The sequence below is a fragment of the Stenotrophomonas sp. FR010 genome (genome assembly GCF_047520755.2).
In the GTDB taxonomy this organism is placed as follows: domain Bacteria; phylum Pseudomonadota; class Gammaproteobacteria; order Xanthomonadales; family Xanthomonadaceae; genus Stenotrophomonas; species Stenotrophomonas sepilia.
In genome coordinates this window covers 1-12,071 of record NZ_JAXBQT020000009.1, presented here as the reverse complement: position 1 = coordinate 12,071, position 12,071 = coordinate 1, and the positions used below count along the sequence as shown (strand labels likewise).

Below are 12,071 nucleotides of genomic sequence, written 5' to 3'. Positions count from 1 at the left end.
ATGAGCACATCCGCCCTCCCCGAATCCATCGACATGCACGACGACCAGGGCCACGAACTGGCCATCCGCGTGCGTGGCCTGGTCAACCGGTTCGGCAGCCAGACCGTGCACGAAGACCTGGATCTGGACGTACGCCGCGGCGAGATCCTGGGCGTGGTCGGCGGCTCCGGCACCGGCAAGTCGGTGCTGATGCGCTCGATCCTCGGCCTGCGTGTGCCGGATGCTGGGCAGATCGAAGTCCTCGGCCGCGATGCGCGTGCCGACGACGCCGAGAGCCGCCTGCACATCGAACGCAATACCGGCGTGCTGTTCCAGGACGGTGCCCTGTTCTCGTCGCTGACCGTGGGCGAGAACGTGCAGGTGCCGTTGAAGGAACACCACCGCGAACTGCCCGAGCGCTGGCACTACGAACTGGCGCTGCTGAAAGTGAAACTGGCCGGCCTGCCCGCCGACGCGATCAACAAGCTGCCCTCGCAGCTCTCCGGCGGCATGCGCAAGCGCGCAGGCCTGGCCCGGGCGCTGGCGCTGGATCCGCCGCTGCTGTTCCTGGACGAACCCACCGCCGGCCTCGACCCGATCGGCGCGGCCGCCTTCGACCGCCTGATCAAGACCCTGCAGGAAGCGCTGGGGCTGACCGTGTTCCTGATCACCCACGACCTGGACACGCTGTACGCCATCTGCGATCGCGTCGCCGTGCTGGCCGACCGCAGGGTGGTGGCCAATGCGCCGCTGCCGGACATCGAGAAACTGGATCATCCGTGGATCCAGGAATACTTCCACGGACCCCGCGCGCGCGCCGCGCGGGGCGAACAGATCGAGAGTGCCTGAGCCATGGAAACCAAAGCCAACTACGTGCTGATCGGCGCGTTCACCCTGATCACCGGCCTGGCCCTGCTGGCCTTCGGACTGTGGGCGGCCAAATACTCCTCCGACCGCACCTGGCAGGAGTACCGCGTGGTCTTCCGCGAAGCGGTGACCGGCCTGTCGGTGGGCAGCCCGGTGCAGTACAACGGCATCGCGGTGGGCTCGATCACCGAACTGAACCTGGTGCCCGACGACCCGCGCCAGGTGGTCGCGCGCATCCGCCTGAACTCCAACACGCCGGTCAAGACCGATACCCGCGCCAAGCTGGCGATCACCAGCCTGACCGGCCCGTCGATCATCCAGCTCAGCGGCGGCACGCCGCAGTCGCCGGCGCTGACCACGGTCAACAAGGATCCGGCACCGATCATCCCGACCACGCCCTCGGCGCTGCAGAACATCACCGATGTGGCCAACCGCATCGTCGAGCGCATGGACCAGATCCTCAGCGACCGCAACGTGGCCTCGATCAACGCCACGCTGGCCAACCTGGAGACGATCAGCGGCGGCCTGGCCGACCGCGACCAGGGCACGCAGGCGCTGCTGCTCAGCGCGCGCGATGCCGCCCGTAGCCTGGACACCACGCTGAAGACCACCAACGGCACCATCGAGCGCCTGGACAAGAACCTGGTGCAGCAGCTGCCCGGCATCATCGACAAGCTCGACGCGACCCTGGCCAAGCTCGACTCGGCCGCCGGCAATGCCGATTCGATCCTTGGCGAGAACCGCGCCGCGATCAACAGCTTCGCCAACGATGGCCTCGGCCAGCTGGGCCCGACGCTGACCGAACTGCGTGGCCTGATCCGCGACCTGCGCCGGGTCAGCGACCGCCTCGAGAACAACCCCGCGCGCTACCTGCTGGGCCGCGACGCACCGAAGGAGTTCGAACCCAAATGAGCCCGACCACCCTTCCGCGCCTGCTGCTGGCCGCTTCGATGGTCACCCTGCTGGGCGGCTGCTCCATCCTCGGCAGCAGCGAGAAAACCGCGGTGACGCTGTACTCGCCGTCCGTGCAGGTCAAGGCGGACCCAGCCTGGCCGCAAGCCAGCTGGCAGCTGGTACTGGCCAAGCCCAGCGCCGCGCGCATGGTCGACAGCCCGCGCATCAACGTGCGGCCTACACCGTCGCAGCTGGAGATCTACAAGGGCGCCAGCTGGGCGCAGCCGGCCACCGACATGATCGAGGACACCCTGCTGCGTGGCTTCGAGGATTCCGGCCGCATCCGCGGCGTGGCCCGCAGCACTGCCGGCATCCGCGCCGACTACAAGCTGTCCACCGACGTGCGCCGCTTCGAATCGGATTACCAGGGACAAGCCACGCCGACCGTGGTGATCGAGGTCAACGCCAAGCTGATCCATGTCGCCGACCAGCGCGTGGTGGCCGACCGCACCTTCCGCCAGGCGCAGCCGGTCGGCAGCACCGACGTGCCGGCGGTGACCGCGGCCTTCGAGCGCGGCCTGCAGCAGCTGGCACAGGATGTGGTGGGCTGGACGCTGGTGAGCGGGCAGGCCGATCAGCCAACTGTTGCGCGCTGACGGGAGCGTCGCCAGGCACGCCCGGCGAGGCCCCGGGTGGGTACGTGCGATAATGACGAATCACGGTCTCTTGCCACACTGATGCCCGCATCCGTCTCCATCGCCGTCTGCACGTACAACGGTGAGCGCTTCTTGCAGGAGCAGCTCGACAGTCTGCTGGCACAGACACGCCGCCCCAACCAGATCGTGATCCGGGACGATCTATCAACTGATGGTACCTTGGCGTTGTTGCAGGCCTTCGTGCCACGTGCCGAAGCTGCGGGCATTACCGTGGACCTGCAAGTGAACCCACAGAACGTCGGCTATCGACGGAACTTCGATGGTGCGCTGCGTGCCTGCACTGGCGAGATCATCTTCCTGTGCGACCAGGATGATGTATGGCATGCCAACAAGATAGCGCGCTTCTGCACCGAGTTCGGTGCACGGCCTGGCTTGCTTGCCCTGCACTGCAATGCTCAGTTGATCGATGAGGCCGGGCAGCCGCTGCAGCAGACATTGTTCGATGCGCTGCGTTACCTGCCCGGGGATCTGGCGCGCATGCATGCCGGCGGCGGCTTCCGTCTGATGCTCAAGCGAAACCTGATGACGGGCGCGGCGATGGCGTTCCGTCATTCGGTGCTGGCCGATGCTCTGCCACTACCGGACAAGGACTGGGTGCACGATGCCTGGATCGGCACGCTGGCAGCCATGCGTGGGGGCATCGACAGCCTTCCCGAGGCACTCATCGGCTATCGCCTGCACAGCAACAACCAGTTGGGCCTGGGCGGCAATGACACGGCGCCACGCGCGGTACGACGCAAGCGGCAACTGGAGACCGAGTGCGTGCAATCGGGCTTGTTGCTGGCGCGCGGACGCGAACTGAGCCTGCCCCAGCCATTGCTGGCGTGGGTGGAACGCAAGCAGCAGCACGTTTCGGTACGAGCGACGCTGCCCACCTCCCGCATGCGGCGTTTACCGGTCGTGATGGGGCAATTACTCTCCGGAAACTACAGCAATTTCGGTCGCGGCCTGCTGTCAGCCTGCATCGATCTGGTACGCGCGTAGTTTCTTTCAGCCGGGCTGGATCCACCGGAACGTAAGGTTGATCCGCTCTCCCTGCACCCGCGCCATCTTCGGCAGCGCGTGCTGGTAGAAGCGCTGGGTCTGTCCGGCCATCAGCAGCAGGTCACCGTGGCCAAGCACGAATTCAGCCTTGCGCGCCGGATCGTCGCGTCGGCGCAGCAGGAAACGGCGCGCGGCACCCAGGCTCAGCGACGCGATCACCGGGGCCGGCCCCAGCTCCGGCTCGTCATCGCTGTGCCAGCCCATGTAGTCGCCGCCGCCGCGATAGCGGTTCAGCAGCACGCTGTTGAAGCGGCTGTAGCCTTCGGCCTGCAGGCGCTCGCGCACGACCTGCAACACAGGCGGCCACGGATGCGGCACGAACTCGGCACCGGAGTAGCGGTAGCGCGCCTGCGGGTCGCCGATCCAGCAGCTCAGCCGCGGCGAATCCACCCAGTTGCCGAACATACGGATGCGGTGGACCTCCCACCGCACGTCGGCCAGCAGCGCCCCCATGAGCCGGTCGGAGTCGGCAGCGGCCAGCCAGCCCGGCAGGTGCTGGACGTCGGCGTCGGGCAGGTCATGGGGAAACAGCATGGCACCCCTTTGAGAAACAGGGCGGCCCTAGGCCGCCCTTGCACCTTCAGTCGCGCAGGAACGCGACGCCGGTCTTTTCCTTCAGCTCGTCATCACTGACACCCGGCGCGGCCTCCACCAGCAGCAGGCCCTTGTCAGTCACGTCGAACACGGCCAGATCGGTAATGATGCGGTCGACCACGCCCACGCCGGTCAGCGGCAGCGTGCATTCGGCCAGGATCTTGTGCTCACCGTTCTTGGCGGTGTGCTCCATCAGCACCACCACGCGCTGCACGCCAGCGACCAGGTCCATCGCACCGCCCATGCCCTTGACCATCTTGCCGGGCACCATCCAGTTGGCCAGGTCGCCCTTGTCGGTCACCTGCATGGCACCGAGGATGGCCAGATTGACGTGTCCACCGCGGATCATCGCGAAGCTGTCGTGGCTGCCGAAGTAGCTGGCGCCCGCACGTGCGGTGACGGTCTGCTTGCCGGCATTGATCAGGTCAGCGTCGACTTCAGCGTCGGTCGGGAACGGGCCGATGCCGAGCAGGCCGTTTTCCGACTGCAGCCATACATCCACGCCTTCGGGAATGTGGTTGGCGACCAGGGTCGGCAGGCCGATGCCCAGGTTCACGTAGGCGCCATCGGTCAGTTCCTGGGCGGCACGGGCCGCCATTTCATCGCGGGTCCACGCCATGTCAGTTGCCCTCCGCGCGGATGGTGCGCTGTTCGATTCGCTTCTCAGGATGCGGGTTGTGCACGATGCGGTGCACATAGATGCCCGGCAGGTGCACCTGATCCGGGTCGATGGCGCCGACCGGCACGACCTCTTCAACCTCCACGATGCAGACCTTGCCGGCCATCGCACAGGCCGGGTTGAAGTTGCGCGCGGTCTTGCGGAACACCAGGTTGCCGGCCTCGTCGGCCTTCCAGGCCTTGACCAGTGCCACGTCGGCGCGCAACGCGGTCTCCATCACGTAGTGCTTGCCATCGAACGCGCGGGTTTCCTTGCCCTCGGCCACCACCGTGCCGTAGCCGGTGGCGGTGAAGAACGCCGGAATGCCTGCACCGCCGGCACGCAGGCGTTCAGCCAAGGTGCCCTGCGGATTGAATTCCAATTCGAGCTCGCCGGCCAGGAACTGGCGTTCGAACTCCTTGTTCTCGCCCACGTAGGACGAGATCATCTTCTTGATCTGCCGCGTTTCCAGCAGCTGGCCCAGGCCGAAGCCATCAACGCCAGCATTGTTGGAGATCACGGTCAGGCCTTTGGCGCCGCTGTCGCGCAGCGCAGCGATCAGCGCCTCGGGAATGCCACACAAGCCAAAGCCACCCACGGCCAGGGTCTGGCCATCGGCGACCACCCCCTGCAGGGCCTCCGCCGCACTGGCGTAGCGCTTGCCGCGCTTTCCGCCGGAAGTCGATTGCTGCATTGCTGTACTACCCTGCACGTTGAGGATGACGGCATTCTAGCTGGAGGGCGGCGAAGGGCCTGGATGCGCCGCAGCATTGACGGAGCACTGGGCGGGCATTGGGTAGAATGGGCGATTCCCCCCAGAAGGGTGCTTCAGCGCCTGCGCCCCTCCATCTACGATGACGCTGACCTTCACCGATGAAGACCTGTTCCGCTGGATCGACGAATGGACACTGCAGAAAAGCGAGCAGTGCCTGGGGGGCGTGCGCAACCGGCAACTTCGCGAGGGCCTGCTGACGGCCGAGGTGCAGGGTTCGGCCAGGTATCCCTACCACGTGGAGATCGATCTGGCCGCCAGTATGCGCACCGCGCGCAGCCGCCTGCAGAGTGCCTGCTCCTGCCCCGTCGGCCGCGCCTGCAAGCATGTGGCGGCGGTGCTGGTCTCCCACATGCTGGAACCGCTGGCCATGGATGAGAGCCCCCTGACCGAACAGGACCTGGCGCAAGCGCCGCGTGCTGAACTGCTGGCGAAGCTCTCGCGTTGGCAGAGCACCCGGATCCGGCCGGCCCAGCCACGCCGGAACGGTGTCATCTTCGAACTGTCCACCTACAACCATCGCCCCGCCGTGCTGGTCCGGCGCGTCAAGTACGGTGCCGATGGTGCGATCAGCCCGGGCAAGTGGATGGATATCACCGCAGACCTGCTGCTGGAGCCTCCCGCATACCTCACCCCGACTGATCTGGCGGTGATGATCCAGCTACGCACCCAGCGGCAGCCCGCGACGAAAGACGAATGGATCGACTTCGCGGCCACCCTGCAGCTGATCGTCTCCAGCGGCCATGGCTGGGTCTCATGTGGTACGCAGGACGTGCTGGCCCGGTCGGGCGCTCCACGCCGCGGCGAACTGGGCTGGGCCGTTGACATGGCGCAGGGCGCGACGCTGCTGGAACCCACGTTGAGCGTGGAGGGCGGCGCCAGAGGCGTGGTCCTGGGCCGGAGTGCGTGCTATCTGGACCCGGTCACCGGCGAGGTCGGTCCACTTCAGCTGGATGTCAGGCCCGAAGACGCCGACGCGTTCCTGAGCCTGCCCAGTTTGTTACCCAATGAAGCGTCGGTGGTCGCACAGATGCTGCAGCAGATCGACCCTGCGCTGCCGCGCCCCGGTGCAAGCGACACGCTGCCCACCCTGCAGATCACTTCGATGATTCCTGTGCTGCGCCTGCATACGATCGAGTTCCGGCCGGCATGGCTTGGCCGTGGCGACGCTTCGCAATGGGCCGATATCGCGACCGTGGCCTTCGAATACGACGAGCACATCCGGTTCCTGGACGATCCGAGCCTGTTCGCACACGATCCGGAGGGCCAGCTTGCCCTGCTGCCCCGCGACCTGGCTGAGGAATCACGGCGTGAGGCCGAGCTGCGCACGGTGGGACTGCATCGCGACACGGCTCCGCGGGCGCCATTGGAGGGCGCAGGACCTCAGTTCCAGTTGCGCACCCATGACTGGACACGGTTTCTGCTGGACGACGTGCCGCGCCTGGAGGCCTTGGGCTGGAAAGTGGAGACGGACGACGATTTCCGCCATCGCATCACCCGGGTGGATGTGATCGACCTCGACATCCAGGCGGACCCGGCGGATGCGGGCTGGTTCAACCTGGGCCTGGATATTCAGGTGGAAGGCCGCAACGTGTCGATGGTTCCGCTGCTGCAGCAGGTGCTGCAATCCGATCCCCGCTGGATGCGTGGCCAGCTGGACGCCATCGGCGACGATGAGAACATCCTGTTGACGACGGGCGACAACACGTGTCTGGCACTGCGGGCCGCACGACTGAAGCCGATCATGGCCCTGTTGGCGGACCTGTTCGCCCAGCGCGGCGCGCCGCTGCGCCTGTCTGCGCTTGACCGTGGCCGCCTGCAGGCGCTGCAGGACACGGCGCACCTGCAGTTCCGGGGGCGCAAGGACACCCAGGCGATGGTGCAGCGGCTGATGCAGGCACCCGCATTGGGTGAAGTGCCGCCGCCGGCAGGGCTGGTGGCAACGCTGCGTCCCTATCAGCGCGAAGGCCTGTCGTGGCTGCAGTACCTGCGCCAGCAGGGCCTGGGGGGCGTGCTGGCCGATGACATGGGGCTGGGCAAGACCGTACAGACGCTGGCGCATGTGCTGGTCGAGAAGGAAGCCGGCCGCCTGGACCGTCCAGCGCTGCTGGTGGTGCCCACTTCGCTGCTGCACAACTGGCAGAGCGAAGCGGCACGCTTCACCCCGGCCCTGCGCGTGCTGACCCTGCATGGATCGGCACGTGAAACGCTGTTCGAGGCGGTTCCCGGGCACGACCTTGTACTCACCACCTACCCTCTGCTGTGGCGCGACGAGCAGGCGCTGCAGGCACATGCCTACCATCTGCTGATTCTGGATGAAGCCCAGCAGGTGAAGAATCCGAAGTCACGCGCGGCCATCACCCTGCGCACGCTGCAGGCGCGCCACCGGCTGTGCCTGACCGGCACGCCGCTGGAAAACCACCTGGGCGAACTGTGGACGCAGTTCGACTTCCTGCTGCCCGGCCTGCTCGGCAGCGAGAAACAGTTCAACCAGCATTGGCGCCATCCGATCGAACGTGGCAGCGACCACCGCCGCGCCACCTTGCTGGCGCAACGGCTGCGTCCGTTCATCCTTCGCCGGCGCAAGGACCAGGTGGCGTCAGAGCTTCCGCCCAAGACCGTCATTACCCGCGCGGTGGAAATGGAGGGCGGCCAGCGTGATCTCTATGAAACCGTGCGCGCAGCGATGGAAAAGCAGGTGCGCGAAGCCATCATCGGCAGCGGGCTGGCGCGCAGCCACATCGTGGTGCTGGATGCGTTGCTGAAGCTGCGCCAGGTCTGCTGCGATCCGCGCCTGCTGCCGGGCGACGCTCCGGCCCGCAATGCCGGTTCGGCCAAGCTGGAGCTGCTGCGCGACATGTTGCCGTCGATGGTCGAGGAAGGCCGGCGCATCCTGCTGTTCTCGCAGTTCACCGGCATGCTCACGCTGATCGCGCAGACGTTGGATGATCTGGGCCTGGCCTATGTGACCCTGACCGGCGACACCCAGGACAGAGCCACGCCGGTGCAGCGCTTCATGCAAGGCGAGGTGCCGGTGTTTCTGATCAGCCTGAAGGCAGGTGGCGTCGGGTTGAACCTGACCGCCGCCGATACCGTCATCCACTTCGATCCGTGGTGGAACCCGGCGGCCGAAAACCAGGCCAGCGATCGCGCCCATCGCATCGGCCAGCAGCAGCCGGTGTTCGTTTACCGGCTGATCGCCGCAGGCAGCATCGAAGAACGGATTGCCGAGCTGCAGGAGCGCAAGGCCACGCTGGCCGACTCCATTCTCGAAGGCGGCGGCGCTACGGGGCCACGCTTCAACGAAGAAGATGTGCAGGCGCTGCTGGCGCCGTTGCCGGGCCTGCCCGGCAAGCGTTTGCGTAAAGCGGGCAAGCGGTCGACGCGAACCTGACCCTTGGACGCCAGTCACGTGGCGTTGCGCCATGGAAACGATTCCCATACAGGACTGGGACTACAATCGTGGGCTGAGCTCCCCAAGGATCCCGATCGATGCCCCTGCCCGCCTTCAAGGCCTATGACATCCGCGGCCGTGTGCCGGAAGAACTGAACGAAGACCTGGCCCGCCGCATCGGCGTCGCCTTGGCCGCGCAGCTCGCTCCCGGTCCAGTGGTCCTCGGCCACGACGTGCGCCTTACCAGCCCCGCGCTGCAGGACGCATTGGCCGCAGGCCTGCGCGGTACCGGGCGCGAGGTGATCGACATCGGCCTGTGCGGCACGGAAGAAGTCTATTTCCAGACCGACCATCTGGGCGCGGCCGGCGGCGTGATGGTCACCGCCAGCCACAACCCGATGGACTACAACGGCATGAAGCTGGTCAAGGAGAACGCGCGCCCGATCAGCTCCGATACCGGCCTGTTCGCAATTTCCGATGCGGTCGCCGCCGACACGTCCGAGGCCCAGCCCCCGCGCGCCGGTCAGAGCGCCCGGCACGACAAGAGCGCGTATATCCAGCATCTGCTGAGCTATGTCGATGCTGGCAAGCTGCGGCCACTGAAGCTGGTGGTCAACGCCGGCAACGGCGGCGCCGGTGCCATCGTCGACCTGCTGGCACCGCACCTGCCGTTCGAGTTCATCCGCATCTGCCACGAACCGGACGGCAGCTTCCCCAACGGCATTCCCAACCCGCTGCTGCCGGAGAACCGCGCCGCCACTGCCGACGCGGTGCGCGAACACGGCGCCGATTTCGGCATTGCCTGGGATGGTGACTTCGACCGCTGCTTCTTCTTCGATCACACCGGCCGCTTCATCGAAGGCTACTACCTGGTGGGCCTGCTGGCCAAGGCGATCCTGGCGCGCAACCCGGGCGGCAAGGTCGTGCATGACCCGCGCCTGGTCTGGAACACCGTGGACATGGTCGAGCAGGCCGGCGGTGTACCGGTGCAGTGCAAGAGCGGCCATGCCTTCATCAAGGAAAAGATGCGCGCCGAAGACGCGGTGTACGGCGGCGAGATGAGCGCCCACCACTACTTCCGCGAGTTCGCCTATGCAGACTCCGGCATGATCCCGTGGTTGCTGATCGCCCAGCTGGTTTCCGAAAGCGGGCGCTCGCTGGCCGATTGGGTCGAAGACCGCATGGCGGCCTACCCCTGCAGCGGCGAGATCAACTTCAAGGTCACCGATGCAAAGGCCGCTGTCGCGCGCGTGATGGAGCACTTCGCGGCGCAGTCGCCCACCCTGAACCACACCGATGGCATCAGTGCCGACTTCGGCGACTGGCGCTTCAACCTGCGCAGCTCCAACACCGAGCCGCTGCTGCGCCTGAATGTTGAAGCACGCGGCGATGCAGCGCTGATGCAGGCGCGCACCGACGACATCTCCCGCCTGATCCAGCAGTAATCGAGGAACGCATGAGCAGCATCCAGCCCGTCATCCTGTCCGGTGGATCCGGTACCCGCCTGTGGCCGCTGTCGCGCGAGGCGTACCCGAAGCAGTTCCTGCCGCTGGCGGGTGAACTGACGATGCTGCAGGCCACCTGGAAGCGCGTGGCGCCGATCGCCGCGCGCGGGCCGCTGGTGATCGCCAACGAAGAGCACCGTTTCGTCGCCGCCGAGCAGCTGCAGCAGGTTGGCGCCGAGCCGGCCGCGATCATCCTTGAACCGGTCGGCCGCAACACCGCCCCGGCCATCGCCGTTGCCGCGCTGGAAGCCACCCGCGACGGCGCCGACGCCCTGCTGCTGGTGCTGCCCTCCGATCATGTGATCACCAACGAGACCGCATTTCGCAGCGCCGTGCAGGCGGCGGCCGGTGCTGCCGAGGCCGGCAAGCTGGTCACCTTCGGCATCGTGCCGACCGGACCGGAAACCGGCTACGGCTACATCAAGGCCGCCGATGGCCAGGGCCTGCGCGCGGTCGAGCGCTTCGTCGAGAAGCCCGACCTGGAAACCGCGACCGGCTACGTCAGCAGCGGCCAGTATTATTGGAACAGTGGCATGTTCCTGTTCAAGGCCTCGCGCTACCTGCAGGAGCTGGAACGCTTCCAGCCCGCGATGCTGGCTGGCAGCCGCCAGGCCTGGCAGCAGGCGCGCCGCGCTGCCGACTTCACCCGCCTGGACAAGGACGCCTTCACTGCCGTTCCGTCCGATTCGATCGACTACGCGGTGATGGAGAAGACCGCCGACGCGGTGGTGATTCCACTGGATGCGGGCTGGAACGATGTCGGTTCGTGGACTGCGCTGCGCGACGTCTCGCAGCAGGACGGCGATGGCAACGCGCACCAGGGCGACGTGATCGCCATCGACTGCCGCAATACCTATGCCTACGGCCAGCGCCTGGTGGCCATGGTCGGCCTCGATGACATGATCGTGGTCGAGACCGACGATGCGGTGCTGGTGGGCAAGGCCGACCGCATGCAGGAGGTCAAGACCGTGGTGGCACAGCTCAAGGCCGAAGGCCGCAGCGAGGCCACCTGGCATCGCAAGGTCTATCGCCCATGGGGCGCCTACGATTCGATCGACAACGGCGAGCGCTTCCAGGTCAAGCGCATCACGGTCAAGCCCGGTGGCACGCTGAGCCTGCAGATGCACCACCATCGCGCCGAGCACTGGATCGTGGTCAGCGGCACCGCCGAGGTGACCCGTGGCGATGAAGTGATCCTGCTCAGCGAGAACCAGAGCACCTACATTCCGTTGGGCGTGACCCACCGCCTGCGCAACCCGGGCAAGCTGCCGCTGGAACTGATCGAAGTGCAGTCGGGCAGCTACCTCGGCGAGGATGACATCGTGCGCTTCGAGGACACCTACGGGCGCAGCTGAGGTCCCTGGTCCCTGTTGCGCGGCCAGCGGCCCGGCATCCGCATCTACCGGATTTAAGCCGAATCCAGTGCCACTGCGGCTCTGGATTCCGCCTCATCTCACTCCACCGTCACGCTCTTGGCCAGGTTGCGCGGCTTGTCCACGTCGGTGCCACGTGCCAGCGCGGTGTGGTACGCCAGCAGCTGCACCGGAATGGTATGCACGATCGGGCTGAGCACGCCCGCATGGCGCGGCGTGCGGATCACATGTACGCCTTCGGACGCGTTGAAGTTGCTGTCCTGGTCGGCGAACAC

10 protein-coding genes and 1 pseudogene are annotated in these 12,071 nt (G+C 66.5%); 7 read left to right on the top strand and 4 right to left on the bottom strand.

Annotated features, from left to right (window positions below):
* From ACM0PK_RS10065 to ACM0PK_RS10050, 4 genes are all read left to right on the top strand, one after another.
* On the top strand, positions 1 to 828 hold the full coding sequence (locus tag ACM0PK_RS10065) for an ABC transporter ATP-binding protein (RefSeq protein ID WP_072167780.1): 828 nt from the start codon (positions 1 to 3) through the stop codon (positions 826 to 828).
* A gap of 3 nt (positions 829 to 831) precedes the next feature.
* The gene (locus ACM0PK_RS10060) at positions 832 to 1,758 is read left to right on the top strand and encodes an MlaD family protein (RefSeq protein ID WP_049416832.1); all 927 of its coding nucleotides are present in this window, start codon (positions 832 to 834) and stop codon (positions 1,756 to 1,758) included.
* Complete coding sequence (locus tag ACM0PK_RS10055; protein ID WP_125892546.1) at positions 1,755 to 2,396, top strand: ABC-type transport auxiliary lipoprotein family protein; 642 nt, start codon at positions 1,755 to 1,757, stop codon at positions 2,394 to 2,396. Before ACM0PK_RS10060 ends, ACM0PK_RS10055 begins: the two co-directional genes overlap by 4 nt.
* An 81-nt stretch (positions 2,397 to 2,477) precedes the next feature.
* The gene (locus tag ACM0PK_RS10050; protein WP_111200801.1) at positions 2,478 to 3,440 is read left to right on the top strand and encodes a glycosyltransferase family 2 protein; all 963 of its coding nucleotides are present in this window, start codon (positions 2,478 to 2,480) and stop codon (positions 3,438 to 3,440) included.
* A gap of 6 nt (positions 3,441 to 3,446) precedes the next feature.
* Here ACM0PK_RS10050 and ACM0PK_RS10045 read toward each other — a convergent pair whose 3' ends face one another.
* Genes ACM0PK_RS10045 through ACM0PK_RS10035 form a run of 3 tightly spaced genes read right to left on the bottom strand, consistent with a single transcriptional unit; the run spans position 3,447 to position 5,446 of the window.
* Positions 3,447 to 4,034: an alpha-ketoglutarate-dependent dioxygenase AlkB family protein gene (locus ACM0PK_RS10045; RefSeq protein ID WP_069139453.1), complete on the bottom strand. Its 588-nt coding sequence runs from the start codon at positions 4,032 to 4,034 to the stop codon at positions 3,447 to 3,449.
* A gap of 46 nt (positions 4,035 to 4,080) precedes the next feature.
* Positions 4,081 to 4,713: a CoA transferase subunit B gene (locus ACM0PK_RS10040; RefSeq protein ID WP_134971157.1), complete on the bottom strand. Its 633-nt coding sequence runs from the start codon at positions 4,711 to 4,713 to the stop codon at positions 4,081 to 4,083.
* 1 nt (position 4,714) lies between these two features.
* Entirely contained in the window at positions 4,715 to 5,446 is a 732-nt protein-coding gene (locus ACM0PK_RS10035) for a CoA transferase subunit A (RefSeq protein WP_069139451.1), read from the bottom strand.
* Positions 5,447 to 5,606: 160 nt separating this feature from the next.
* Here ACM0PK_RS10035 and ACM0PK_RS10030 point away from each other — a divergent pair, with 160 nt between their 5' ends.
* From ACM0PK_RS10030 to ACM0PK_RS10020, 3 genes are all read left to right on the top strand, one after another.
* Positions 5,607 to 8,918: a DEAD/DEAH box helicase gene (locus ACM0PK_RS10030; protein WP_414607619.1), complete on the top strand. Its 3,312-nt coding sequence runs from the start codon at positions 5,607 to 5,609 to the stop codon at positions 8,916 to 8,918.
* 98 nt (positions 8,919 to 9,016) lie between these two features.
* Positions 9,017 to 10,363, top strand: a complete 1,347-nt coding sequence (locus ACM0PK_RS10025) for a phosphohexomutase domain-containing protein (protein WP_414607618.1) — start codon at positions 9,017 to 9,019, stop codon at positions 10,361 to 10,363.
* Positions 10,364 to 10,374: 11 nt separating this feature from the next.
* Complete coding sequence (locus ACM0PK_RS10020; protein ID WP_414607617.1) at positions 10,375 to 11,778, top strand: mannose-1-phosphate guanylyltransferase/mannose-6-phosphate isomerase; 1,404 nt, start codon at positions 10,375 to 10,377, stop codon at positions 11,776 to 11,778.
* A 98-nt stretch (positions 11,779 to 11,876) separates the two neighbouring features.
* On the opposite strand, the pseudogene ACM0PK_RS10015 reads toward ACM0PK_RS10020, so the two are convergent.
* Positions 11,877 to 12,071 (bottom strand): annotated as a pseudogene (locus tag ACM0PK_RS10015) (glutamine--fructose-6-phosphate transaminase (isomerizing)); the annotation flags it as partial.